Origin of the sequence: Sphingomonas sp. M1-B02 (assembly GCF_026167525.1) — a bacterium.
In the GTDB taxonomy this organism is placed as follows: domain Bacteria; phylum Pseudomonadota; class Alphaproteobacteria; order Sphingomonadales; family Sphingomonadaceae; genus Sphingomonas.
Genome location: NZ_CP110679.1, coordinates 2,536,118 through 2,559,067, shown reverse-complemented (window position 1 = coordinate 2,559,067; position 22,950 = coordinate 2,536,118). Strand labels below are relative to the sequence as shown.

Here is a 22,950-nt window from a genome sequence, read left to right as displayed (position 1 = left end):
CTGCCATGCGTATCGCGACCTCCCAGATGTATAATCGCCCCGCGTCGATGATGACTCGGCTCACCGCCGAGGCAGATTCGATCCAGATGCAAATCGCGACGGGCAATAAGTTGCTCAACCCTTCGGACAATCCCGGGGCCTATCTGCGGCTGCAGGGCCTGAAGCAGCGGACCGCGGACGACGGTGCCTATGCTGCCAATATCGGCATGGCGCAGGGATTGCTGGCACAGACCGACACCACGCTCGACGGCGTCGAGGCGCAGCTCCAGCGCGCGCTGGAGCTTACCACGCAGGCGTCCAACGGCACGCTGTCGGACACCAATCGCGCGGCGATCGGCAAGGAACTGGATTCGATCCGCGACGCCTTGTTCGGGCTCGCCAACACCAAGGACGTGCGCGGTCAGCCTTTGTTCGGTGGGGCGAGCGGAGACGTGGCCTATGTCCGCGCGACCGACGGGACGATCAGCTTCGCGGGAACCGGCGAGCCTTCGGCGATTCCGATCGGCGAGGGCGCGACGATCCAAGGCACCGTGACCGGCGTGGCGGCCTTTGCCGCCGGGGGCAGCGACATGTTCGCGGTGCTGGCGAGCTTTGCCACCGCACTTCAGGCGGGCGGTGACGTCAAGGCTGCCGCCGACAGCGCGATGACCGGGATAAAGGCGTCGTTGGAAAGCGTAACGCTCGCCCGGGCATCGGGGGGCGCCCGTGCGGCGCGGCTGGAACTCGATAGCGACCGGCTGATCGCCGCCGGCGAAGCCCGCGAGGATGTCCGTTCGGGGCTGGAAGACACCGACGTCACCGTTGCCGTCACCCAGCTCCAGAAGACGCTCACCATCCTTCAGGCAACGCAGGCCAGCTTCAGCAAGCTCTCCAGCCTGACCCTGTTCGATTATTTGCGCTGATTCCTTGGCTTTTCTAATCATTTCGGCGCCACTTTGCGCTGAAGTTCTCGACAAACCGGCCGTTTACCAAAGGGTGGCCAGTCCGTGCCACGGGGGGATTTCGACACCATGTTTCCGCTGATCGGCTTCGTCGTCCTGATCGCCATGGTCTTTGGCGGCTTCGCCATCACCGGCGGCGCGCTGGGCCCCGTCATGCATGCGCTGCCGCACGAGATGCTGATCATCGGCGGCGCCGCGCTGGGCGCTTTGATCATCGGCAATTCGATGAAGGAATTGAAGGCGCTGGGCAGCGGCTTCATGATGGTCATCAAGGGCCCGAAATATAAGAAGCAGGATTATCTCGACACGATCTTCCTGGTGTCGAAGCTGATGAAGATGCTCCGCACCGACGGGCCGATCGCGCTCGAGCCGCATGTCGAGGATCCCAAATCCTCCGCGATCTTCGCCGAATATCCGCGCCTGCTCAAAGACCATACGCTGATCAACCTCGTCACCGATACGCTGCGCCTCGTGGTCGTCTCGTCGGGCACGCTCGACGTGCACGCGGTCGAGGAAGTGATGGATAATGCGATCAAGACCCACCACCACGAGGTGCAGGGGCCGCAGACGACGCTGCAGGGCCTCGCCGACGCGCTGCCGGCGCTCGGCATCGTCGCCGCGGTGCTGGGCGTGGTGAAGACGATGGGATCGATCGACAAGCCGCCCGCGATTCTGGGCGGGATGATCGGATCGGCGCTGGTCGGCACCTTCCTGGGCGTGTTGCTTGCATACGGGCTGGTCGGGCCGCTGGCGACGCGGCTCCAGCAGGTGATCGATGCCGACGCGGCGATCTATCATGTGGTGAAGCAGATCATCATCGCCTCGCTCCACGGCCATCCGCAGCCGCTGGTGATCGAGGCCGCGCGCTCGGGCATCGCGCACTCGAACCAGCCGAACTTCGGCGAGGTGTTCGACGGACTGCGCGGGCGCTGATCCATGGCCGCGCGAGCACCCCACGGAACCAACCAGCCCCCCCGGATCATCGTCAAGAAGATCTATATCGAAGGACATGGCGGCCACCACGGCGGGGCCTGGAAGGTCGCTTATGCCGATTTCGTGACGGCGATGATGGCCTTCTTCCTACTGATGTGGCTGTTGGGCGCGACTACCGAGAAACAGCGAAAGGCGCTGGCCGATTATTTCGCGCCGACGCTGATCGAGTTCAAGCAGAACAGCGCTGGATCGAACGGGCTGCTCGGCGGCGACGCGCTCAACGCCAAGGACAATTATCCCACCAAGGCCTCGGGCGCCGGCACGCGATCGATGACGATTCCGATCGGCGGGGTCGGCGGCAACGATGTCGGCACCGGCGACAAGGGATCGCTCAAGGACCAGAGCAAGCTCACCGAGCAGGACAAGAAGAATTTCGCCGAGACCAGCAAGCGTATCCAGGCGCGGATGCGCGCGACGCCCGCGCTGGCGAAGCTCGCCAAGCATATCCGCTTCGTGCCGACGCGCGACGGGATGCGGATCGACCTGCTCGACGACGTCAACTATTCGATGTTCGACCTGGGCACGACGGCGCTGGTGAACGATGCGAGCACGCTGATCGGCACCATCGCCGAATCGATCAAGGGCCTCGAGAACCCGATCATGATCCGCGGCCACACCGACAGCCTGGGCTATGGCGACCCGCGCAACATGAACAACTGGATGCTCTCGAGCGGACGTTCCGAAGCGACCCGCCGCCGGCTATCGGCGGGCGGGGTCGTCGAGGATCGTTTCGAGCGGATCGAAGGCGTCGCCGACCGCGAACCGCTGATCGTCGCCAACCCCGCCGATCCGCGCAACCGGCGGGTGGCGATCACTCTGCTTTACCGCCGGATTCTGGACCAGGATTCGCGCGGGCGATTCCGGCCGGGGATGCGCGCCGGCGGGCTTTGAGCGGTTAGAAGAACTGCTTGCGGAAGGTCAGGCGGACCACCCGGCCCAGCGGATCGAGTACGTTCGGCGCTAAGGCGGAGGGCGTCCCCCCAGTCGGGTCGGTCACGCGCTGCTTGGCGTTAAAGACATTTTCCACCTGAAACTGAATTCGTGATCCGCGAAACCAGGGATGCTTGAGCAGGAAATCGACATCCTGGCCCGGGTTGAACTCGGCGAGCAGACCGATCGTCGTCAGGCTATCATAATCGAGCTGGGTTTGGCTGCCGAGCGCGCCGGTCAGCCGCTGCGATCCACTCTGCCAATTGCCGGTGGTCCGCAGCAGCCACGCATCGCGCTTGACCGACACTTGCGCGTCGATCTTGTGCGCGGCGACGTTCTGCGAGGACGAGCCGTCGAGCCTGTCGATCGTAGGCAATCCGCTCCGGATCAGGATCTCGTCCTTGAACAGCCAGACATGGTTGAGCGTGAAGCGGACCTGATTGCCGCCCCCGCCAAAGCCGCCGCGACCGCCGCCGAACCCGCGACCACCACCGCCTCCGCCGCGGAAGCCGCCTGCGCCGGCGCCCTGGCCCTCACCTCGATTTGGAGGTGATTCAGGCGCCTGGCCTTGCTCCGGAGGGGGAGTGGGCATTCCCTGCTGCTGAGCCGGGGGCGTCCCTTGTCCCTGCTGCTCTAAGCCCTGGCCCTGGCGCCGCCGTGCGCCCTGCCCCTGGCCACGCTCGTTGCCGGCGAACAGACTTTGCTGCTGGCCGAGCCGGCGGAACTGTTCCCGCTGCGCCGTGAATTCGGGGGGAAGCGGCTGCCCGGTGCGGCGTGATTCGGCCATCGCCGCCTGGAAGCTCTCGCGTTGCGCCCGCAGGCGCGTCGCCTGCGGCGAGGAAATCGGCATCGAGAATTCGATGCCCCAGCGCAATTGCGAGGTTTCGCGGCGCTCGACGTTGATCGCGCGATAATCGATGCTGGTCAGACGCCCGCTTGCATCGCGCATGAATCGTTCGGGGAAGGCTGCCTCGATCTCTGCGGTCGCGCCGGGGAAGGTTTCGGTCGAATTGCGGTAGCGCGCGTTGCTGTAATTGGCGTTGAGGCTCAGATTGGTGTTGCTGAACGGCCGGACGTTGAGGCGGGCGTTGAACACGCGGCGACTGTCTGCGCGTAGCAAGGCGTTGCCGCCGTCGATCGCGGTGATGTCGACACTCTCGTTGCGCACGAAATCGAACACGCGGCGGTTTGGCGTCACCAGTACCGGATCGCCGAGCTGGCCCGCGCTGGGGGCGTTCTGATCGCTGCTGATGTTGACGATCGCGCGGATCTGCCGGATCGGTATCCAGTTGACCCCGAAAGTCGTCGACGTGAGCCGCCCGAGATCGGAGAGTTCCTCGACTTCCAGATTGCCGGTGAGCGACAGATCGCCGACCGCGCCGAGCACCTCACGGCTGCGGCTGGTGATCGGCAAGGTGAGATTGCCGCGCACACTGCCGCTGTCACGCGCAATCTTTCCGGATCGGAAGATGCCATTGACGAAGGAATCGCTGCGCTGGTCCTCGCTCCGTCCGGCCACGCGAAGCGTGGCCCGGACGTCGCCGGCGGGGAGCTTGAACAGCGATCCGAACGTCGCAAAGTCGATCTGGGCGTTCTTCCTTATCGAGCTCGAGCTCTGATCCGGGCGATAGCGGACCGTGGTGGAGTCGATCGGCGCGAAGGGATTGAAGCCGGGATCGCGTGCGTTCAGCAGCGCCTGCGCCTGGATGGTATCGATACCGGTGGTAGTGAAGGTATCGGAATCGCTGAAGCTGTAATTGGCCTGGAGCGACCAGCGCCAGCTCTTCAGCCAGGGCGAGCTATCGCCATTGACGCTCAGCCGGGCATCGACGGTGCGGCTGTCGCTGGTGCGGGTCAGCGGCGCCAGATTGTCATAATAGCGCAGCAGCTGGACGTCGCGCGCAAAGGGCGAGAAGGGGTTGCCGGCGGGTAGCCGCAGCGTCGCGCTGGGAAGGCCGAGCAGCGATTTGCTGTGGTTGCTGGTGAGGCCCAGCGTCGCGACTGCGCTGATCGTCTCGGAGATCGCCGGCGTATAGGTGCCGGTGATCGCGAAGTTGCGCTGCGGTGTGCCGTTGAGCGGTGCGACCGTGTCCCCGAACTGGCGCGAGCGCCCGCCCCCGCCCGAAAGCGTGCGATAGGGGCGGACGTCGGTGACGTTGGCGGTGTTGGCATTGGCAGCGAAGCCGGCAAGCGTCGGGGCCGAACCGTCCGCGCCGAGCGGCACGCCCGCCACGGTAACAGGGCTTCCGGCCGCAGCGCTCAACGCAGGATCGATTTCCGCGCCGCTGAAGCCGGTGATGTTGCCCAGCGTATCGAACAAGGAGGGCGTAGCTCGCGATACCCCGCGTTCGCTTTCGAGGAGGCCGGTGCTCTGGCCATATTTTACGTCGAGCTCGAAGCGACTGTCGCGGCGGATATTCTGGAGGTTGGCGTTTCCGCCGCCCGCGAAATTGCCGCCGGCAGTGGGCATGGCGGCCTCGAGGACAGTGGTTACCGCCTGGAAGCGGCGGCGCAGGACGAAGTTGACCACCTTCTGATTGGCGCCGAAGCCATATTGCAGCGCGGCTTCCTCGGGCAGGATGTCCATCCGCTCGATCGCCTCGGTCGGAATGTTGCGGATCTCGGCGAGATTGGAGCGGCGGCCGCTGAGCAGGATCACCGGCTGCTCGTCGCCGCGGCCCGAGCCGCTGCCGAGCTGCGCCGACAGCGCGTTCATCAACTCGCTGACGTTCGACGCGCCATAGGAGCGGATGTCCGCCGGGCTGAGCTGGGATTCGGGCTTGATGTCGCCGGGGACGGCGCCGCGCAGTTCGCCGCTGACGACGATCTCCGGACCATCGTCAAGCATTTCATCCTGGCCCTCGGTTTCGGCCGGAGGGGTCGCAGGCGCCGTCTGGGGCTGCGGCGCAGCAGGCGCCTGGTCCTGCGCGGCGGCGGCGATCGGCATCGCGCCGACCATCAGCCCGGCGAGGGCGCATCCCCATTTCAGCATCGTTCCAACTCCCTGCACGCTACACGCGGCAGCCCCTGCGCCGCCGTCACCGGCTGGCTAACGCCCACTTGTCGCATAATTGTGCCAAGGAAATAAAATTGCCGCGGCGCCGCAATTGCGGGCCGGGGCTGGTTTCACTGGTGCGGCCGAGAAGACTCGAACTTCCACGGGCTTTCGCCCACAACGACCTCAACGTTGCGCGTCTACCAGTTCCGCCACGGCCGCCCGTGAAACTCCGCCGGTAACCCGGCGGCTGGTAAGGCAGCGGCCCCTAGCAACGCGTTTCAGGGAATGCAAGCGCAGTCCGGCGCTTTCCCCAATAAGCCGATGCGCCTAAGCGCGGGCACGCCATGACGCTCTCCCCCGCCCTTTACGCCGAGATGCGCCGTATCCTCGCGCTCGCCTGGCCGGTGATGCTGACCGGGCTCAACTGGACGATCCTGCACGTCACCGACGTGGTCGTGGTTGGGCTGACCAGCACCGGCGAGGCGGCGGCGCTGGGCGCGAGCCGGTCGCTGACCTTTCCGGGCATCGTCATGGGGCTGGGCGCGCTGACCGGAATACTCGTCTTCGTCTCGCGCGCCGACGGCGCCGGCGACCTCAAGGAAACCGGGCGCGTTCTGCACCAGGGCATGCTGCTGGCGCTGCTGCTGGGGCTCGCGAGCGCGCTGGCGCTGTTCCTGTTTCCCGAGCCGATGCTGCTGGGGCTGGGCGTAGCGCCCGCGACCGTGCCCGAGGCGGCGCGCGTCGTGCGGGTGATGGCCGTCGCCTATCCGTGCCAATTGGTGATCGTGGCGGCGAGCTTCTTCCTGGAGGGGGTCAGCCGGCCGCGGCGCGTGGCGGTGGTCAATCTGTCGATCCTGCCACTCAACGCTTTGCTCGCCTGGATGCTCGCCGGCGGACATATGGGGCTGCCGGCAATGGGTGCGGTCGGGGCCGCGCTGGCGACCGCGATCGCCTCGGCGATCGGCGCGGTCGGCATGGTGGTGGCGGCATGGACGCTGCCGCGGGCGAAGCAGCGCGGGGTGCATGACCTGCGGACATTGGCGACGCGCGAGACGTGGCGCGGGGCGCTGCGGCTGGCGGGGTTCGGGCTGGTGCCGGCGGTGGCATCGGGGCTCGAGCTGATCGGCTTCGCGATCCTGATCGCGCTATCGACGCAATTGGGCGACCTGACCGCGCATGCCTTCCAGATCGTCTTCTCGATCCACAACGTCACCTTCGCGGTCGCGCTGGGGCTGGGATCGGCAGCGGGGGTACGCGCGGGCAATGCGGTGGGCGAAGGGGTGCCGGAGCAAGCGGCGGGGCGGACGATGATCGCGGTGGCGCTGTCGGCCGGCGCGACCGGATTGTTGGCGGTGCTGCTGATGCTGTTCGCGATGCCGGTGGTGGCGCTGTTCCCCGCAATCGCCCCCGTCCACACGCTGGCGGCGGCGATGCTGCTGGTCTGGGCGCCGTTCATCCTGTTCGACGGGGTGCAGGTGGTGTTCGTCTATGCGCTGCGCTCGCTGGGCGACCAGGTTGCGGCGGGGATCAACGGCATCCTTGCCTTCTTCGTGATCACCGGAGGCGCGGGGGTGCTGCTGGTGCAGAACGGCGTGGGCGCGACCGGGCTGGTCATCGCATCGGGCGCCGGGATGGTGGCGGCCGCCTTGCTCAATGGCGGCCGTCTGGCCTGGTTCAGCCGCCGATTTCGCTCGCGAAGCTGAGTTCGACGACTCGCGCGTTGGGCGGCACATCGAGCTTGGCGCCGTTGAAGTCGATCGCTCCCTTCGCGCCGAGTGCGCGGCTCTGCGGCGTGATGCGCCAGCTATAGACCAGCCGATCCGAACCGTCGCGAAGCTCCACGCGGATATCGGGCACGCGCTGGCTGACCCCGGTGGGATTCACGACCTTGCCCGAGACCGCGAACAGCTCGCTGCCGTTGGGCATGGTACGCAGTTCGACATTCTTGTCGGTGAAGCGCAGCGGGGTTTCCGCCACGCCGCCGATGCCGAGGCCGAACTGCGCGGCGAGGCTCGGCGCGCCGGTGTATAGTATGGCGCCGGTGCCGAGCAGCATCGAGAAGCCGGCGACGCAGGCCGCGGCGGTCCAGCGGCGTGCGGGATTGCGGCGCGACTTGAACGGTGGCTGGGGCGCGAACGGATCATATTCCGGTGTGGGTGGCGCCGCTGCCAGGGGATCTTCGTAGAGACGCGGGGCCGCGGGCGGCACGGGCGCCGCCGGTCGCGGTTCGGGGGCGGGCTTCGGCGCGGAGACAACTTTGACCGGCGCTGCCGGACGGCTCGCGAGATCTGCCGGCGCAGGCGCCTGGAACCAGCTATGCTTGCAACTGGCGCAGCGAACCGTTCGTCCATCGTTGCCGATTGCACTATCGGGTACGAGGTACCGCGTACGGCACTGAGTGCATTCCAGGATCATTCAAAGCGTTCCACGGGCCGGCTGCCCACTGGCCGGCATAAGGGATTCTAGACGCATCGACTCGCACTGCCAAGCGTTTCGCGCGCGGTCCGGTGCGCCTGTCGCTTGAGCCCGCGTTGCGGCTGTGCGATGCCGCTCGCTCCACCAGGCAAGGAGCGGCCCGCGCCGGCGAATGGCCAATATCGTCCAATTCGAAAATGTCGGCCTGCGCTATGGCACCGGGGCGGAAACGCTTTCCGACGTCAGCTTCACGCTCAAGAGCGGGTCCTTCTATTTCCTGACCGGGCCCTCGGGCGCGGGCAAGACGTCGTTGCTCAAATTGCTGTACCTCGACCAGCGGCCGAGCCGCGGGGTCGTCCGGCTGTTCGGAGAGGATGCAGGGATGCTGCCGCGCCAGCGGCTGCCGGGCTTCCGGCGCAGGATCGGCGTGGTGTTCCAGGATTTCCGGCTCGTCCCGCACCTCTCGGCGCATGACAATATCGCGCTTCCCTTGCGCGTAGCAGGCGTATCGGAGGGCGATATCGAGGCGCCGGTGCGCGAGATGCTCGCCTGGGTGGGGCTGACCGACCGGGGCCAGGCCAAGCCGCCGACCCTTTCGGGCGGCGAGCAGCAGCGTATCGCCATCGCCCGGGCGGTGATCGGGCGGCCAGAACTGCTCGTCGCCGACGAGCCCACCGGCAATGTCGATCCCGACATGGCGGAGCGGCTGCTGCATCTGTTCGACTCGCTCAACCGACTGGGAACGACCGTCGTGGTCGCGACCCACGACTTCCATCTGCTCAACCGGATTCCGAATGCGCATATGATGCGGCTGGAGAAGGGCCGCCTCAACGACCCCACCGGCGCGCTGCGCAACCCGCCGGGCCAGGCATGAAACTGACCCTGCACCCCAATACGCCCGACCGGCGGCTGCTCGACGAAGGGCGGCCGACGCGCGCGATGACCTGGATCATGGCGATCATGCTGTTCCTGACCGTGCTCGCGGGCGCGCTGGGTCTGGGCATGTTCGCGGCGACCGCGCAGCTCGACCGCGAGCTGGCCGGACGGCTGACGGTGCAGATCGTCGAGTCCAATGCGGAAGTGCGCGATGCCCAGGCGGCGGCACTGGTCGCCGCGCTTTCGAAGACACCCGGTGTAGCGAACGCCCGGGAAGTCGACCGTGCGCGGCTCGCCGAGATGCTCAAGCCCTGGCTCGGCGACGCCGGGCTCGATCCCGATCTGCCGATGCCGGCGATGATCGACGTCGAGCTGCGCGGTCAGGACGGCACGGCGGTCGAGCAGGCGGCGCGGCGGATCGCCCCCGGCGCACGCGTCGATCGGCACGCGCAGTGGCTTTCGCCGGTGCGCAGCTTCATGACGACGATGAGCTGGCTAGCGCTGGGGCTGATGCTGCTGATCGCGACCGCGACCGCCGCCGTGGTGCTGCTGGCCGCACGATCGGGGCTGGACACGCATCGTGGCACGATCGAAGTGCTCCACATGCTGGGTTCTACCGACGTTCAGGTTGCGCGCCTGTTTCAACGGCGCATAGCGTTCGACACGATGCTCGGCGGGCTGATCGGCACGGTCGCGGCGCTGGCGCTCGTCTGGTTCCTGCAGGCGCGGATGGCGGCGCTGGGCTCCGAGATGCTGAGCGGGGTGGCGCTGGAGCAGCGCGACTGGTTCCTCTTGCTGCTGCTGCCGCTCAGCTTCGCGCTGCTGGCGACCGTGGCGGCGCGGTTTGCGGTGCTGCGCGCACTGGCGCGGCGGCTATGATCTGGCGGATCGTCTTGCTGGCGCTGGTTGCCTGGCTGCTGGGTTTCGGGCTGTTCATGCTTTCGCTCGGCAAGCCGCTGGATGCGCAGAAGACCGATGCGATCGTGGTGCTGACCGGCGGGCCCGGGCGGATCGACCGCGGGCTGCAAGTGCTGCAGGCGAAGGACGCCAAGCGGATGCTGGTCAGCGGGGTCGACCCCGACGTGCGGCCGGGCGAGCTGGCCGCCGAATATAAGATCGATCGCGGGCTAATGCGCTGCTGCATCGATCTCGGCTGGCAGGCCGTCGACACGCGCTCCAATGCCGACGAGACCGCCAAATGGGTGACACGGCACGGCTTCAAGTCTGTGCGGCTGGTGACGACCGACTGGCATATGCCGCGCGCGCGGATGGAGCTGGCGCAGCTGCTGGGCGGCGATGTCGACGTAATCGGCGACGGCGTGCGCAGCCGGCCGAACTGGAACGTGCTGTTTCGCGAATATCACAAATATCTGGTGCGCCGGATCGCGCTTTGGACGGGCGCGGGTTGATGAATCGCATGCGGACGATCGTCTTCGCGATCCTGTTTTACGGCGTGTCGGTTCCCATTGTGCTGCTGGCGCCCGTCGTGGCGCTGTTCGGGCAGCGCGCATTTCGGCGCTGGGTTTTGCTGTGGACGCAATATCATGCGCTATGCGCTCGATGGATCGCCGGCATTCGCGTACGGGTCGAGGGGGCGCCACTGGCCAATCCTGCGCTCTACGCGGTCAAGCATCAGAGCTTCTTCGAGACATTCGAACTCGTCCGGATGCTCGCAGGGCCGGCGGTCGTGATGCGTCAGGAATATGCACGCATCCCGATCTGGGGGTGGGCGGCGCGGCGCTATGGCGTAATCGTGATTGACCGTAGCGGCGCGGCGGCGGCGCTGCGCCAGATGATGCGCGAGGCCAAGGCGGCGGGTGCCGAAGGCCGTTCGATCGTGCTCTTTCCCGAAGGCACCCGCTCGGCCCTCGGAGAGGCGCCGCCGCTGCGCTCCGGCCTGGCGGGATTATACCGGGCGATCGGGCTGCCGGTGGTGCCCGTCGCGCTCGATACCGCGCGCGTTTGGCCCAAGGTCGGTCCGATGCGCCCTGGAACCGTGACTCTTCAGTTTGGCGAACCGATCCCGCCGGGGCTCAAGCGCGCGGAGATCGAGGCGCGGGTGCATGCGGCGATCAACGCATTGAACTGATTATTCGTGCGAGCGCCCGAAATCGGGCCGTGCATCGTCCTGACCCTGTTCGACGATCGAGCGGCGGACGGCGCGGGTACGGGTGAACAGATCGAACAATTCATCGCCCTTGCCCCAGCGGATCGCGCGCTGGAGCGTAGTCAAATCCTCAGTGAAGCGCTGGAGCATCTCGAGCACGGCCTCGCGGTTCGCCAGGAAGACGTCGCGCCACATCGTCGGGTCCGACGCGGCGATGCGGGTGAAATCGCGGAAGCCCCCTGCCGAATATTTGATCACCTCGGACGCGGTGACTTCCTCGAGGTCCGACGCGGTGCCGACGATCGTATAGGCAATCAGATGCGGCAGATGGCTGGTGACCGCGAGGACGAGATCGTGATGCGCGGGCTCCATCGTCTCGACTTCGGCGCCCAATCGACGCCAGAATTCGAGCACGCGCTCGACGGCGAGCGGATCGCTGCCCTCGGGCGGGGTTACGATGCACCAGCGATGGTTGAAGAGCGTGGCGAAGCCCGCTTCGGGGCCGCTATTCTCGGTGCCGGCAACCGGATGCGCGGGGACGAAGGTGGCATGGGGAAGCGCGGCGCGGACCGCCTCGATCACGCTGACCTTGCACGAGCCGACGTCGCTGACGATCGCATCGGCGGGTAGATCGGCGGCAAGCTCCGCCGCCGCCTCGCCCATGGCGCCGACCGGCACGCAGAGGATCACCAGATCGGCGTCGATCACCGCGGTGCCGGCGGTATCGGCGACATCGTCGCACAGGCCGATGCGCACCGCCGTCTCGCGCACTGCAGTATCGCGGTCATAGCCGGTGACGCGCACGCTGGGCATCGACTGGGCGACCGCACGGGCGATAGAGGAGCCGATCAGGCCCAGACCGATCACCGTCACGCGGGCGAAGGGCAGCATCGCCCTAGCCGCCGACTATATCGCGCAGGGCCGCCGCGACGCCCTGCGCTTCCTCGGCGGTGCCGATGGTGATGCGCAGCCCGTGGGGCAGGCCTTGGCCGGGGAGCCAGCGGACGATATAGCCACGATCCATCAGCCCCTTATACGCGGTCTCGGCGCTGACATCGCCCTCGAACAGGACGAGGATGAAATTGGCCTTCGACGCGACCGCGCGCAGCCCCTTGTTTCCCATCGACGCGATCTGATCGGCGAACCAGCCCCGCCACTGCTTGTTGTGCGTGCGGCTCTGCTCGACGAAATCGGTCGCGCCGAGCGCGGCGATCGCGGCCATCTGGCCGGCGATGGTTACGTTGAACGGCGCGCGGATGCGATGCATCGCACCGATGATCTCCGCGCTCGCATAGCCCCAGCCGATGCGTTCGGCGGCGAGGCCGAAGATCTTGGAGAAGGTGCGGGTGACGAGGACGTTGGACTCGGTCCGGGCCAGATCGAGCCCGCCATCGTCATCCTCGGCGTCGAGATATTCGGAATAGGCCTGATCGAGCACCAGCAACACGCTTTTCGGCAGCGCGGCGTGGAGGCGCACGATCTCGGCGCGGGAAGTGAACGTGCCGGTCGGATTGTTGGGATTGGCGATGAAGATGACGCGCGTCTTCTCTGTCACGCAGGCGAGAATCGCGTCGACATCGGTCGCATAATCCTGATCGGGGGCGATTACCGGCACGGCGCCGACCCGCCGCGCGGCGATCTCGTACACCGCGAAGCCGTAATGGACGAAGATCACTTCGTCCCCCGGGCCGGCATAGGCCCCTGCGGCGAGATGGAGTACTTCGTCCGAGCCCGTGCCGTAGATGATGCGCGCTGGATCGAGGCCGTAGTGGGCGCCGATCGCTTCGCGCAGCGCGGTAGCGCCGGCATCGGGATAGCGTTCGAGGTCGACCCGTGCAGCATCGAAAGCGGTGCGTGCGGCCTCGGCAGTGCCGAGCGGATTTTCGTTCGACGAGAGCTTGGCGGCCTTCTTGCCGGAGTCGGTGGTCGATCGGCCCGGGACGTAGGGCGCGATTTCCATGATCCAGGGCTTGGGGACGGGTGCGTTCATGGGGCGGCGGCTTGGCCGAACGGTTACCGGATGGCAAGGGTAGCGCGCTACAGCCTTGCACGCTGAGGGGGAGACGATGCGGGGAAGCGGAATATTCTGGCGGGCGCTGGCCGCCGCGCGCGCGCAGAACCTGGCGGCCGCGGGCGAGGCTGCGCCAATTGCGGGCCAGCGCGGGGCGACGCGGCGCGCGGTGCTGAAAGCGCTTGCGGCGGCGGGGCTTGCTCCGGCCTTGCCCCGCCACGCCGAGGGATATGCCGGCGGGCGGGCGGTGATCGTCGGCGGCGGGATCGCCGGGCTGAGCGCGCTCCACCATCTGCGCGAGGCGGGGGTGGATGCGCATCTGTTCGAAGCGCGCAATCGCAGCGGCGGGCGGATGTTCACGCATCGCCCCGCCACCGGGCCGGCGTTCGAGGCCGGCGGGCAGCTGGTCAACAGCGACCATCACGACATGCAGGCACTGACGAAGCGCTTTGGCGTCCCACTGATCGACCGCAAGTCCGAGGCGCACGAGACGCTGATCCTGGCCGATGGCCGGCTGGTGAGCGATTCCGAGCTGGCCGAGGCGCTGCGCCCGATCGCCGCGCAGATCGGCCGCGATGCCGATCGCCTCGACAAGGATTACGGGCGGGTGGCGCCCGACCTCGATCGCATCTCGATCCGCGATTATCTCGACCTGCATCGCGCGATGATCGGCGACGCATGGGTGCGGCACTTGCTCGAGGCGACCAGCCGGACCGAATATGGCGTCGAGCCGGCCAACGCCTCGGCGATCGAATTGATCTTCAACCTGCCGACCGTAGATGGCCGGCGCGCCGAAGTGCTGGGCGGATCGGACGAACGCTATGTGATGGAGGGCGGCAGCAGCGCGCTGATCGATGCGATGACCGCGCGCTATGGCGCGCGGATCACGACGGGCAGGCGGCTGGGCCGGGTGACGACGCGGGGCGCAGGGCTGCGGCTCGACTTTCTCGACGGATCGAGCGCCGAGGCCGAGACGCTGATCGTCGCGGTGCCCGCGCCGCTGACGCGGCAGATCGATTTCGCGGTGCCGCTGCCCGCGGCTTGGCGCGGCTTCATCGCCGAGATGGATCTTGGGCATAACGAGAAGGTCCAATCGGCTACCGACGCCATACCGTGGAAGGGGCCGATGGGGGTTGGCGGCGAGCTGTGGCAGACGCGCGGCGACGCCGGATGGGCCTTGGGCTGGGATGGCAGCGTCCATCTGGCCGGGCGGATCGACCCGGTTTGGACCTGGTTCCTCGGGGGCGACGAAGTGCGCGCGGCCCGGTCGAAGGCGCCGTCTGCGCTGGCAGGCCGCTTCGCCGAGAGCGCTTCGCCGGCCATTCCGGGATTGCAGGAAGCGGCGACGGGGCCGTTCGCGCGGACCAACTGGCATGCGCATGCGCTGACCCTGGGGGCGTACAGCAATTTCAAGCCAGGTCAGCTGACTCGCTTCGCGCATCTGCTGTGCGTCGAATCGGACGATCCGGCGGCGCATCGTGCGTCGGGGGCGGGGCGGGTTCGCTTCGCGGGGGAGCATCTGTCCGATGCGTTTCCGGGATATATGAACGGCGCGGCGCAGACCGGGCGGATGGCGGCCGAGGCGATTACGGGGCGAAAGTTGGGCCAGGCGAGGGTAGCCTGAGGCTCGCCGGATGACGGCAAGGCGGATGCGGACAGGCATTGCCAGCCCCCCGCCCACCCCCTAGCTACACGCCATGTCGAACGACCCGCGCTTTGGCCTTGCCCGCTCGGTGACGCTGCCGGGGCCGCTGCGTCTCGATGGCGGGGTTTTGCTTTCGCCGGTCGACATTGCCTACGAGACCTATGGCACGTTGGCGCCCGACGGCGGCAATGCGATACTGGTCTGCCATGCGCTGACCGGCGACCAGCATCTTGCGTCGAACCATCCGGTGACCGGCAAGGCGGGCTGGTGGACGCGGATGGTGGGGCCCGGCAAGCCGGTGGATACCGACCGCTATTTCGTGATATGCGCGAACGTGCTGGGCAGTTGCCTCGGCTCTTCGGGGCCGGCGAGCCTCAATCCGGCGACGGGCAAGCCGTGGGGGATGCAGTTCCCGGTTATCACGATCCGCGACATGGTGCGCGCGCAGGCGATGCTGCTCGATCATCTGGGGATCGCGCGGCTGGCCGCGGTGATCGGCGGATCGATGGGCGGCATGCAGGCGCTGAGCTGGGCGGCGACCTTCCCAGAGCGGGTGGCGTCGGCAGTGGTTATCGCCAGCGCGGCGCGGCATTCGGCGCAGAATATCGCCTTCCACGAGGTGGGACGACAGGCGATCATGGCCGATCATCGCTGGCGCGGGGGGGATTATTACGCCGACAATGATCCGCCCGCTTCGGGGCTGGCGGTAGCGCGGATGGCGGCGCACATCACCTATCTTTCCGAGGCCGGCCTCACTGCCAAGTTCGGGCGCAAGCTGCAGGGGCGGGACGTCAAGACGTTCGGCTTCGACGCGGACTTCCAGGTGGAAAGCTATCTGCGCCACCAGGGGATAAGCTTCGTCGATCGCTTCGACGCGAACTCCTATCTCTACATAACCCGCGCGCTCGATTATTTCGACCTGGCCGAAGAGCATGGCGGAACGCTGGCCAATGCCTTCAAGGCGGGGGGGCCGCGCTTCTGCCTGGTGAGCTTCGACACCGACTGGCTGTATCCGACTCGGGAATCGCGGACGATCGTGCATGCGCTGAACGCGGCGGGGGCGCCGGTGAGCTTCGTCGAGCTCAGCTCGCCCTTCGGGCATGACGCGTTTTTGCTGGAGAGCCCGGAGCTGGACCGGGTGATGCGCGGGTTTCTGGGGGCGGGGGCTTGAGCATTCGCCTCTCCTTCGATCCGGCGGAGCAGCAGATCGACGTGATCCACGGCTTCCTGACGGCAAGTTACTGGTCGCCGGGGATTCCGCGTGAGACGGTAGCGCGGGCGCTGGCGGGATCGCTGACCGTGTCCGCGTTCGACGGCGAGGCGCAGGTAGGGATGGCGCGGGTGGTAAGCGATCATGCGACGATGGCCTATCTCGCCGACGTGTTCGTGCTCGAGACGCATCGCGGGCAGGGACTCGCGAAGGCGATGCTCGAGGCGCTGTACGCCCACCCCGATCTGCAGGGGCTGCGCCGCTGGATCCTGTTCACGCGCGACATGCAGCCGCTTTATTCGAAGCTCGGTTGGGAGCAGAGCGCGCATCCGGAGCGGCTGATGCTGCGCGACAATCCGGGGGTCTATTCATGAGTCTCCGTCCCGATCTCGCGATCATCGCCGCAAACGTCCAGCCGGTGACGCGGGTGCTCGATGTCGGCTGCGGAGACGGCGCGCTGATGGCGGCGCTGCGCGACCAGCGAGGATGCGACGCGCGGGGGCTGGAGATCGATCCGGCCAATGTCTCGGCGGCGATGGCGAAGGGCCTGTCGGTGGTGCAGGGCGACGCCGACAGCGATCTGGCCGACTATCCCGATGCCAGCTTCGACTATGCAATCCTGAGCCAGACGCTGCAGACGACGCGGCGGCCCGATTGGGTGCTCGACCAATTGCTGCGGATCGGGCGGCGGGCGTTCGTCTCCTTCCCCAATTTCGCGCATTGGCGGGTGCGGGCTTCGTTGCTGTGGGGCGGGCGGATGCCGGTGACCCGGGTGCTGGCGGTGGAATGGTATGCGACGCCGAACATCCACCATGTGACCGTCGACGATTTCCGCGCCTTCGTCGCCGAGCGGGGGATCATCGTCGAGGATTGCTGGTTCCTGTCGGGCGACCAACGGACCGGATCGGCGATGGCGAACCTGTTTGCCGAGCATGCCGTGTTCCTGCTGAGGAAAGACGCATGACCGACTGCCGCGTGACGTGCCTCCACCCCGCCTATCGCGACGATATCGGCGATCTGGTGACGCGGCGGCCGGTGCCCGGACCGGGGCTCGAAAATGTCGGCGCGTTCCTGTTTCTCAACCATCACGGTCCGCAGACCTATCCACCGAACAATCGCGGGCTGCCGTTCGGGCCGCACCCGCACCGCGGGTTCGAGACGGTGACCTTCATCCTCGACGGCGAATTGGCGCATACCGATTCGGCGGGGCATGAGAGCGTGATCCGCGCCGGCGGGGTGCAGTGGATGACGGCGGGGCGCGGGATCGTCCATGCCGAGGTTTCGCCCGAGGGGTTCAAGCGCGCGGGCGGGGGAATGGAGATTCTCCAGCTGTGGGTGAATCTGCCGGCGCGGCTGAAGATGACGGCGCCGCGTTATGTGGGGGTGCAGGCCGAGGGGATTCCGGCGGTGCGGGCCGCCGGCGCGACGGTGCATCTGGTCTCGGGCGAGTTTGGCGAGGCGCGCGGCGCCGTGGAGTCGCTGACGGGGGTGTTCCTGAGCTGGGTGGAGCTGGAGCCCGGTGCTTCGGTCAGGTTCGACGGGTTGGCGGGGCGGGACCTGTTTCTCTACGCGGCGCGCGGGGCGATCGCCGTCGGGGGCGTATCGGTGCCGCAGTTCAACCTGGCTTCGCTGGGCGCGGGTGATTCGGTTACGGTGACGGCTTCGGAAGCCGCGCTCTTCCTGTTCGGCCATGCCGCGCCGATCGACGAGCCGATCGTTGCCCACGGGCCGTTCGTGATGAACAGCGCCGAGGAAATCCGTGCGGCGTTCGCCGATTATCAGGCGGGCAAGTTCGGCGTGGCGGAGATCGTCGAGGCCTAGGTTTCGCGGCCCCAGTTGATGCTCACCCTGCTGCCGGTGCCCTCGGGCTCGACCACCACGAGGATGCTGCGCTTCGATTTCTCGCCGGCTTCATATTTGCTGGGGGTTAGCTGGACCTGGCCGAGGCCCGAGGCATTGGCCTGCGCGCGCGACCAGCCCAATACTTTGGCGGGATCGGCCGCGGTCACATAGACGATGTTGCCGCTGACATGGCGCGGCAGGCCATCCTCGCCCGAGATGCAGGTGGTGATCCGGGCATCGTCATAGATGGGCACGAAATCGGGCTTGTTGCTGCAATCGGCCGCCGCGGTGACCACCGCCGGCTTGCCGTTCGCCGCGGCGTCGATGACGTTGAGCGCAGTCGGATCGGTAACGTTCTCCGATTCGCCCTCGCCGCCGCCGCAGCCGGCGAGAAGCAAGGCTGCGGCGAGGAGGCCACGCATCAGAAGGGAACGTCGTCGTCGAGATCGTCGGGGAAGCCGCCGCCGCTGCTGCCGCCGCGCTGGCCGCCGCCGTTGAAGTTGCCCCCGCCACCGCTGCCGCCTCGGCTCGAGGACTGGCCGGAGAAGTCATCGCCGCCGCCGCCCCAATCGTCGCCGCCGGCGGGTGCGCTACGGCCTGCGCCGCCGCCCGAGCCGGGTGCGCCATCGAGCATGGTCAGCACCGAATTGAAGCCCTGGAGCACGACCTCGGTCGAATAGCGATCGGCGCCGGTCTGGTCCTGCCACTTCCGCGTGGTGAGCGCGCCTTCGATATAGACCTTGCTGCCCTTGCGCAGATATTTCTCGGCGACGTTGGCCAGGCCTTCGTTGAAGACCTTGACCGTGTGCCACTCGGTCTTTTCCTTGCGCTCGCCCGAATTGCGGTCCTTCCAGCTTTCGGACGTGGCGATGCGGAGCTCGACCACCTTGCCGCCATTCTGGAAGCTGCGCGATTCGGGGTCCTTGCCCAGATTGCCGACCAGAATGACCTTGTTGACGCTGCCGGCCATGGAAACTCCGCTGTGAGATCGATAAGGATAGGGTGAACGAACAGGGTACTCTCGATGGGCGCGATCATCAACCTGAACAAAGCCCGCAAGGCGAAGGCACGCGTGGATAAGTCGGCCAAAGCCGACGAAAACCGCATTCGTTTCGGGCGGACCAAAGCGGAGCGGCAGGCGGATGCCGTCGAGACTGCGAAAGTGGCCCGGCTGCTGGACGATTCGAAGCGCGACTAGAGCCCGAGCGCGACCGCGCTCCAATAGGTCAGCCCCGCCGCGACATAAGCGAGCACGAACAGATATCCGACCATGAAGGCCGGCCATCTCCAGCCGTTGGTCTCGCGCCGGGTGACCGCGATCGTCGAGATGCACTGCGGTGCGAAGACGAACCACATCAGGAAGGCCAGCGCGGTGGGGAGGCTCCAATTGGCCTGGAGCTTCTCGCGGATCGTCGCCTGGCCCGATTCGCCCTCGCTGTCGTCGACGGCATAGACGGTGCCGATCGCCGCGACTGCGACTTCGCGCGCCGCCATTGCCGGGATCAGCGCGAGCGCGATGTCGCGGTTGAAGCCGATCGGCGCGACGACGACCTGGAGGCCGTTGCCGATGCGGCCGGCGATCGAATAATCGACCTGGCTGATCGGGCTGCCCTCCGGCACCCTGGGGAAGGTCAGCAGCGCCCAGAGGATGACCGTCGTCACCAGGATGATGCTGCCGGCGCGCTTGAGGAAGATCGAGGCGCGCTGCCACAGGCCGATGCCGATATCCCGCAGGCGCGGCAGCTGATATTTGGGCATCTCCATCATGAAGCCGCTCGTCGCGCCCTTGGTGACGGTGCGGCGCAGGAAATAAGCCGCGGCGAAGGCGCCGACGATGCCGAAGATGTAGAGCGAGAAGAGCACCAGCCCCTGCAGCCCGACCCCGGGCAGCACGCTGCGATCGGGGATCATCGCGCCGATGATGATCGTATAGACCGGCAGCCGCGCCGAGCAGGTGGTGAGCGGCGCGATCAGGATCGTGGTCAGCCGCTCCTTCTCGTCCGAGATCGTCCGGGTCGCCATGATGCCGGGGACGGCGCAGGCGAAGCTGGAGAGCAGGGGTATGAAGGCGCGGCCCGACAGGCCCACGCCGGCCATCACCCGATCCATCAGGAAGGCAGCGCGGACCATGTAGCCGCTCGCCTCGAGCACGAGGATGAAGGCGAACAGGATCAGGATCTGCGGCAGGAAGACGACCACCGCCCCCACCCCGGCGATGACGCCGTCGACGACCAGCGAGCGCAGGAAACCCTCGGGCAGCGACGCGTTCGCGGCGTCGGCGAGCCCGGCCATGCCGCCCTCGACCCAGCCGATCGGCGCTTCCGACCAGGCGAACACCGCCTGGAACATCAGGAACATCAAGGCGAGCAGCGTGATCGTGCCGAAGACGGGATGCAGCGCGACGGCATCGACCCGGTGCGTCCAGCGGCGCGCGGCGGTTTCCGAGACGGTGACCGCGGTGGCGATCTGGCGGGCGCGGCGCTGGAGCAGGACGATGTCATGCTCGACGCCGGCGCTAGGGCGGATTTCGTGCACCTGGCGGACGACTTCGGCCAGCCGGGTGCGGAGTTCGTCGAGCCCCTTGCGGCGGACGGCCACGGTGGGGACAACGGGAACGCCCAGCTCGCGCTCGAGCGCTTCCGGGTCGAGCTTGAGCCCGTCGCGCTCGGCAAGATCGACCATATTGAGCGCGACGACGATCGGCAGACCCAGCGCGATCAGCTGGAGCGTGAAGCGCAGATGATTGTCGAGGTTCGAGGCGTCGACGACGGTCAGGATCGCATCGGGCAGCCGCTCGCCGGTCTGGCGTCCGACCAGCACGTCGCGCGTCACCCGCTCGTCGGGCGACGAGGGATCGAGGCTGTAGGCACCGGGGAGATCGAGCAATTCGACCGGGCGCCCATCGGGCAGCGCCATGCGGCCGGCGTGGCGCTCGACGGTGACGCCGGGATAATTGCCGACCTTTTGCCGGGCGCCGGTGAGCGCATTGAACAGGGCGCTCTTGCCGGCATTGGGATTGCCGACCAACGCCACCAGCGGAGCTTGCATCATTGTTGCGGGCTGACGTGGATCGCGTGCGCGACGTGGCGGCGCAGCGCCACCGTCATCCGGCCGATGCGCGCGGCGACCGGGCCGCGACCGAAGAAGCCGGCGCCGTGGAGCAGTTCGACTTCAACGCCTTCGTCGAGCCCGAGCTCGCGCAGACGGCGGCCCTCCGGCTCGGACAGCAGATGCCAATCGACCGCGGCAACGGTGCCGCATTTGGCGCGAGGGAGCTGGGCGAGCGTGATCGAGGTGGGAATCGCAGCGGTGGCGTTCATGATGCGACTGATTATCAATAACGGCGCGGCTTCGCCAGCGCTTAGTTCGGATCAGACCACAGGGTAGCGTAGCCGGCCGATGAAGCGCGAGAGGCTGGGGCGATGTTCGGTACGCGAAAGGAAGCCGGCCTTGGCTTTCTCGAACTGCATGATGTTCTCGATCCGCCGCGCGAGAAAGGCGCGGGTGTCGGCATGGGCGTCGCTCTCGTCCTGGAGGAAGACCGCGATCGTCGCGGCATAGACGGTGCCGAGCAGGCCGCGCTTGGTATAGTGGTTATAGTCGGTCGCGGTGTCGCCGGCGAGGCGCCACATCGCATCGGCCGAGCGCCAGCCGAGCCTGGCGGCGCGCAAGGCGTTCTGCGGCATGGCGAGGATCGAGACGGCGCGGCGCAGGGCATCGCGGTGCGGCGCGAGGATATCGAGCCGCGCCTCGACCAGAGCCGTTATGCGGGCGCGGATCTTCATCGCCGCGAGCATCTCGGGGGGTAACCGCGTCGCCATCTCCGCATCGACCGAGGCGAACCAGGCGTCGATCATCTCGACCGCGCCGCCGGGGAAGGTCACATGGGCGACGTCGCGATCGACGCCGAGGCTGTCGGCCGCGGCATCGAGTGCGCGGACGTTCCAGCCGTCGAACGCGGCGTTGGCGGCGACGATCGGCGCAAGGGCTGCACGCAGTTCGTCGAGGGTTGCGTCGGCGAGGTCCATCATCCTGATTTAGGCTCCTGCGGGGCAGGCGCAAGCACCTCCTTCGGGCCGCGCCGCACCAGCACCAGCGCGGCGGCGATCAGCGCGGCGCCGAGCAGATCGGCGAACCCCAGCCGCTCGTCATAGACGATCCAGCCGATCGTGGCGGCGACGATCGGCTGGAGCAGCAGCGCAAGCCCGACGACCAACGGCGAGAGATGGCCGAGCGCATAGATCATCAGCCCCTGCCCGATCAGCTGGCTGACCACCGCGAGCCCGACCAGCGGCCACCAGTTTCCGGGAAGAATGTCTTCGCCCAGCACGATCGCCAGGATCAGCAAGGGCGGGATCGTCGCGAGCGAGGACAAAGCCAGCGCCGGCACCGGCGCCATCCGTTCGCGGGCGCGCGCCATGAAGATGAAATAGACCGCATAGAGAATGCCGGCGAGCAGGCAGAAGAGATCGCCGGCCAGATGGCGCGACGAGAGTTCGGCCGAGCGCCCGAGCAGCAGCCCTCCTCCCACAGCCGCGAGCAAAAGCGCCGCCGCCTGCGGGCGCGAGGGCCACATCCGCGCGGCGAGGAAGCCGTAGATCGGATAAATCAACGTCGCCGAATTACCGAAGAGGGTCGAATTGGCGAGGGTGGTGCGGACGATGCCGACATGCCAGCTAGCCAGATCGGCGGCGAAGGCGAGCCCGGCGATGGCGAGAATCCACCACAGCCCCTTGGCCGATGCGATCGGCTTCTGCCCCATCACGAACGCTGCGCCGAGCAATATCGGCGTGGCGAGCGCCAGCCGCCAAAAGCCCGCCGCCACAGGTCCGACGTCGGTCAGCCGTACGAACAGCGGCCCGAACGCCAGCGCGATGTTCGCCACCGCTACCGCGACCAGCGCCGCGACGGGGGCCCTTTGCAGGAGGACAGTTTTTCTTGTGGCGGCGGATTCGTGCATGTCGCCCTGTAGCGCCCTATCT

Annotated in this window: 24 protein-coding genes, 1 tRNA gene and 1 pseudogene; 14 read left to right on the top strand and 12 right to left on the bottom strand. The window is 67.3% G+C overall.

Going from position 1 to position 22,950, the window contains the following annotated elements; translation table 11 throughout:
• Positions 1–5: 5 nt before the first annotated feature.
• The 3 genes from flgL (at position 6) to OKW87_RS12380 (ending at position 2,825) form a co-directional block, all read left to right on the top strand.
• Positions 6–902, top strand: coding sequence for a flagellar hook-associated protein FlgL (gene flgL, locus OKW87_RS12390; protein WP_265539930.1), 897 nt, complete (start codon positions 6–8; stop codon positions 900–902).
• A gap of 108 nt (positions 903–1,010) precedes the next feature.
• Positions 1,011–1,874 carry a flagellar motor stator protein MotA gene (motA, locus tag OKW87_RS12385; protein WP_265539928.1) on the top strand — a complete coding sequence of 288 codons (864 nt, stop codon included), beginning with the start codon at positions 1,011–1,013 and terminating at the stop codon, positions 1,872–1,874.
• A gap of 3 nt (positions 1,875–1,877) precedes the next feature.
• Positions 1,878–2,825, top strand: a complete 948-nt coding sequence (locus OKW87_RS12380; protein WP_265539926.1) for a flagellar motor protein MotB — start codon at positions 1,878–1,880, stop codon at positions 2,823–2,825.
• 4 nt (positions 2,826–2,829) lie between these two features.
• Here the strand turns inward: OKW87_RS12380 and OKW87_RS12375 are convergent, their stop codons facing one another.
• Both OKW87_RS12375 and OKW87_RS12370 read right to left on the bottom strand, forming a co-directional pair.
• On the bottom strand, positions 2,830–5,856 hold the full coding sequence (locus tag OKW87_RS12375; protein WP_265539924.1) for a TonB-dependent receptor: 3,027 nt from the start codon (positions 5,854–5,856) through the stop codon (positions 2,830–2,832).
• A 138-nt stretch (positions 5,857–5,994) separates the two neighbouring features.
• A tRNA-Leu gene (locus OKW87_RS12370) sits at positions 5,995–6,081 on the bottom strand.
• 125 nt (positions 6,082–6,206) lie between these two features.
• On the opposite strand from OKW87_RS12370, the gene OKW87_RS12365 reads away from it, so the two are divergent.
• Complete coding sequence (locus tag OKW87_RS12365; protein ID WP_265539922.1) at positions 6,207–7,565, top strand: MATE family efflux transporter; 1,359 nt, start codon at positions 6,207–6,209, stop codon at positions 7,563–7,565.
• Here OKW87_RS12365 and OKW87_RS12360 read toward each other — a convergent pair.
• Both OKW87_RS12360 and OKW87_RS17485 read right to left on the bottom strand, forming a co-directional pair.
• Positions 7,537–8,070 (bottom strand): hypothetical protein, encoded by a 534-nt coding sequence (locus tag OKW87_RS12360; RefSeq protein ID WP_322740347.1) that lies wholly within the window; start codon positions 8,068–8,070, stop codon positions 7,537–7,539. The genes OKW87_RS12365 and OKW87_RS12360 overlap by 29 nt on opposite strands.
• A 111-nt stretch (positions 8,071–8,181) precedes the next feature.
• A pseudogene (locus OKW87_RS17485) lies at positions 8,182–8,277 on the bottom strand (MJ0042-type zinc finger domain-containing protein); the annotation flags it as partial.
• A gap of 172 nt (positions 8,278–8,449) precedes the next feature.
• On the opposite strand from OKW87_RS17485, the gene ftsE reads away from it, so the two are divergent.
• Genes ftsE through OKW87_RS12340 form a run of 4 tightly spaced genes read left to right on the top strand, consistent with a single transcriptional unit; the run spans position 8,450 to position 11,242 of the window.
• A complete protein-coding gene (ftsE, locus tag OKW87_RS12355; RefSeq protein ID WP_265539918.1) occupies positions 8,450–9,151 on the top strand; it encodes a cell division ATP-binding protein FtsE in 702 nt (233 codons plus the stop codon).
• Entirely contained in the window at positions 9,148–10,032 is an 885-nt protein-coding gene (locus tag OKW87_RS12350; RefSeq protein ID WP_265539917.1) for a cell division protein FtsX, read from the top strand. Before ftsE ends, OKW87_RS12350 begins: the two co-directional genes overlap by 4 nt.
• Entirely contained in the window at positions 10,029–10,562 is a 534-nt protein-coding gene (locus OKW87_RS12345) for a YdcF family protein (RefSeq protein WP_265539915.1), read from the top strand. The genes OKW87_RS12350 and OKW87_RS12345 overlap by 4 nt, the downstream gene beginning before the upstream one ends.
• A complete protein-coding gene (locus OKW87_RS12340; RefSeq protein ID WP_265539913.1) occupies positions 10,562–11,242 on the top strand; it encodes a lysophospholipid acyltransferase family protein in 681 nt (226 codons plus the stop codon). The genes OKW87_RS12345 and OKW87_RS12340 overlap by 1 nt, the downstream gene beginning before the upstream one ends.
• On the opposite strand, the gene OKW87_RS12335 is transcribed toward OKW87_RS12340, so the two are convergent.
• The gene (locus tag OKW87_RS12335; protein ID WP_265539911.1) at positions 11,243–12,151 is read right to left on the bottom strand and encodes a prephenate/arogenate dehydrogenase family protein; all 909 of its coding nucleotides are present in this window, start codon (positions 12,149–12,151) and stop codon (positions 11,243–11,245) included.
• Positions 12,152–12,155: 4 nt separating this feature from the next.
• A complete protein-coding gene (hisC, locus tag OKW87_RS12330) occupies positions 12,156–13,250 on the bottom strand; it encodes a histidinol-phosphate transaminase (protein WP_265539909.1) in 1,095 nt (364 codons plus the stop codon).
• Positions 13,251–13,326: 76 nt separating this feature from the next.
• On the opposite strand from hisC, the gene OKW87_RS12325 reads away from it, so the two are divergent.
• From OKW87_RS12325 to OKW87_RS12305, 5 genes are all read left to right on the top strand, one after another.
• Complete coding sequence (locus OKW87_RS12325) at positions 13,327–14,895, top strand: flavin monoamine oxidase family protein (protein ID WP_265539907.1); 1,569 nt, start codon at positions 13,327–13,329, stop codon at positions 14,893–14,895.
• Between the two features lie 73 nt (positions 14,896–14,968).
• Positions 14,969–16,087, top strand: coding sequence for a homoserine O-acetyltransferase MetX (gene metX, locus OKW87_RS12320; protein ID WP_265539905.1), 1,119 nt, complete (start codon positions 14,969–14,971; stop codon positions 16,085–16,087).
• Positions 16,084–16,500 carry a GNAT family N-acetyltransferase gene (locus OKW87_RS12315; protein ID WP_265539904.1) on the top strand — a complete coding sequence of 139 codons (417 nt, stop codon included), beginning with the start codon at positions 16,084–16,086 and terminating at the stop codon, positions 16,498–16,500. Before metX ends, OKW87_RS12315 begins: the two co-directional genes overlap by 4 nt.
• Positions 16,497–17,090: a methionine biosynthesis protein MetW gene (gene metW, locus OKW87_RS12310; protein ID WP_265539902.1), complete on the top strand. Its 594-nt coding sequence runs from the start codon at positions 16,497–16,499 to the stop codon at positions 17,088–17,090. Before OKW87_RS12315 ends, metW begins: the two co-directional genes overlap by 4 nt.
• The gene (locus OKW87_RS12305; RefSeq protein WP_265539900.1) at positions 17,087–17,947 is read left to right on the top strand and encodes a pirin family protein; all 861 of its coding nucleotides are present in this window, start codon (positions 17,087–17,089) and stop codon (positions 17,945–17,947) included. The genes metW and OKW87_RS12305 overlap by 4 nt, the downstream gene beginning before the upstream one ends.
• Here OKW87_RS12305 and OKW87_RS12300 read toward each other — a convergent pair.
• Together OKW87_RS12300 and ssb are read right to left on the bottom strand one after the other, a co-directional pair.
• Positions 17,944–18,390: a hypothetical protein gene (locus OKW87_RS12300; protein WP_265539898.1), complete on the bottom strand. Its 447-nt coding sequence runs from the start codon at positions 18,388–18,390 to the stop codon at positions 17,944–17,946. The two genes, OKW87_RS12305 and OKW87_RS12300, sit on opposite strands and share 4 nt — an antisense overlap.
• Entirely contained in the window at positions 18,390–18,938 is a 549-nt protein-coding gene (gene ssb / locus OKW87_RS12295; protein WP_265539896.1) for a single-stranded DNA-binding protein, read from the bottom strand. Before ssb ends, OKW87_RS12300 begins: the two co-directional genes overlap by 1 nt.
• Before the next feature lie 54 nt (positions 18,939–18,992).
• Here ssb and OKW87_RS12290 point away from each other — a divergent pair, with 54 nt between their 5' ends.
• Entirely contained in the window at positions 18,993–19,166 is a 174-nt protein-coding gene (locus OKW87_RS12290; protein ID WP_265539894.1) for a DUF4169 family protein, read from the top strand.
• Here the strand turns inward: OKW87_RS12290 and feoB are convergent.
• Genes feoB through OKW87_RS12270 form a run of 4 tightly spaced genes read right to left on the bottom strand, consistent with a single transcriptional unit; the run spans position 19,163 to position 22,928 of the window.
• Positions 19,163–21,019 carry a ferrous iron transporter B gene (gene feoB, locus OKW87_RS12285; protein WP_265539892.1) on the bottom strand — a complete coding sequence of 619 codons (1,857 nt, stop codon included), beginning with the start codon at positions 21,017–21,019 and terminating at the stop codon, positions 19,163–19,165. The two genes, OKW87_RS12290 and feoB, sit on opposite strands and share 4 nt — an antisense overlap.
• Positions 21,016–21,288 carry a FeoA family protein gene (locus tag OKW87_RS12280; protein WP_265539890.1) on the bottom strand — a complete coding sequence of 91 codons (273 nt, stop codon included), beginning with the start codon at positions 21,286–21,288 and terminating at the stop codon, positions 21,016–21,018. The genes feoB and OKW87_RS12280 overlap by 4 nt, the downstream gene beginning before the upstream one ends.
• Before the next feature lie 51 nt (positions 21,289–21,339).
• Entirely contained in the window at positions 21,340–21,996 is a 657-nt protein-coding gene (locus OKW87_RS12275; protein WP_265539888.1) for a COQ9 family protein, read from the bottom strand.
• The gene (locus OKW87_RS12270) at positions 21,996–22,928 is read right to left on the bottom strand and encodes a DMT family transporter (protein WP_265539886.1); all 933 of its coding nucleotides are present in this window, start codon (positions 22,926–22,928) and stop codon (positions 21,996–21,998) included. Before OKW87_RS12270 ends, OKW87_RS12275 begins: the two co-directional genes overlap by 1 nt.
• Positions 22,929–22,950: the final 22 nt, after the last annotated feature.

Coding starts and splice junctions, on each gene's coding strand:
- OKW87_RS12375 (WP_265539924.1), bottom strand. CDS start 5,856: ATGCTGAAATGGGGATGCGCCCTCGCCGGGCTGATGGTCGGCGCGATG.
- metX (WP_265539905.1), top strand. CDS start 14,969: ATGTCGAACGACCCGCGCTTTGGCCTTGCCCGCTCGGTGACGCTGCCG.
- OKW87_RS12380 (WP_265539926.1), top strand. CDS start 1,878: ATGGCCGCGCGAGCACCCCACGGAACCAACCAGCCCCCCCGGATCATC.
- OKW87_RS12325 (WP_265539907.1), top strand. CDS start 13,327: ATGCGGGGAAGCGGAATATTCTGGCGGGCGCTGGCCGCCGCGCGCGCG.
- OKW87_RS12365 (WP_265539922.1), top strand. CDS start 6,207: ATGACGCTCTCCCCCGCCCTTTACGCCGAGATGCGCCGTATCCTCGCG.
- OKW87_RS12305 (WP_265539900.1), top strand. CDS start 17,087: ATGACCGACTGCCGCGTGACGTGCCTCCACCCCGCCTATCGCGACGAT.
- OKW87_RS12270 (WP_265539886.1), bottom strand. CDS start 22,928: ATGCACGAATCCGCCGCCACAAGAAAAACTGTCCTCCTGCAAAGGGCC.
- OKW87_RS12280 (WP_265539890.1), bottom strand. CDS start 21,288: ATGAACGCCACCGCTGCGATTCCCACCTCGATCACGCTCGCCCAGCTC.
- OKW87_RS12300 (WP_265539898.1), bottom strand. CDS start 18,390: ATGCGTGGCCTCCTCGCCGCAGCCTTGCTTCTCGCCGGCTGCGGCGGC.
- metW (WP_265539902.1), top strand. CDS start 16,497: ATGAGTCTCCGTCCCGATCTCGCGATCATCGCCGCAAACGTCCAGCCG.
- flgL (WP_265539930.1), top strand. CDS start 6: ATGCGTATCGCGACCTCCCAGATGTATAATCGCCCCGCGTCGATGATG.
- feoB (WP_265539892.1), bottom strand. CDS start 21,019: ATGATGCAAGCTCCGCTGGTGGCGTTGGTCGGCAATCCCAATGCCGGC.
- motA (WP_265539928.1), top strand. CDS start 1,011: ATGTTTCCGCTGATCGGCTTCGTCGTCCTGATCGCCATGGTCTTTGGC.
- OKW87_RS12345 (WP_265539915.1), top strand. CDS start 10,029: ATGATCTGGCGGATCGTCTTGCTGGCGCTGGTTGCCTGGCTGCTGGGT.
- OKW87_RS12340 (WP_265539913.1), top strand. CDS start 10,562: ATGAATCGCATGCGGACGATCGTCTTCGCGATCCTGTTTTACGGCGTG.
- OKW87_RS12290 (WP_265539894.1), top strand. CDS start 18,993: ATGGGCGCGATCATCAACCTGAACAAAGCCCGCAAGGCGAAGGCACGC.
- OKW87_RS12350 (WP_265539917.1), top strand. CDS start 9,148: ATGAAACTGACCCTGCACCCCAATACGCCCGACCGGCGGCTGCTCGAC.
- OKW87_RS12335 (WP_265539911.1), bottom strand. CDS start 12,151: ATGCTGCCCTTCGCCCGCGTGACGGTGATCGGTCTGGGCCTGATCGGC.
- hisC (WP_265539909.1), bottom strand. CDS start 13,250: ATGAACGCACCCGTCCCCAAGCCCTGGATCATGGAAATCGCGCCCTAC.
- ftsE (WP_265539918.1), top strand. CDS start 8,450: ATGGCCAATATCGTCCAATTCGAAAATGTCGGCCTGCGCTATGGCACC.
- ssb (WP_265539896.1), bottom strand. CDS start 18,938: ATGGCCGGCAGCGTCAACAAGGTCATTCTGGTCGGCAATCTGGGCAAG.
- OKW87_RS12275 (WP_265539888.1), bottom strand. CDS start 21,996: ATGGACCTCGCCGACGCAACCCTCGACGAACTGCGTGCAGCCCTTGCG.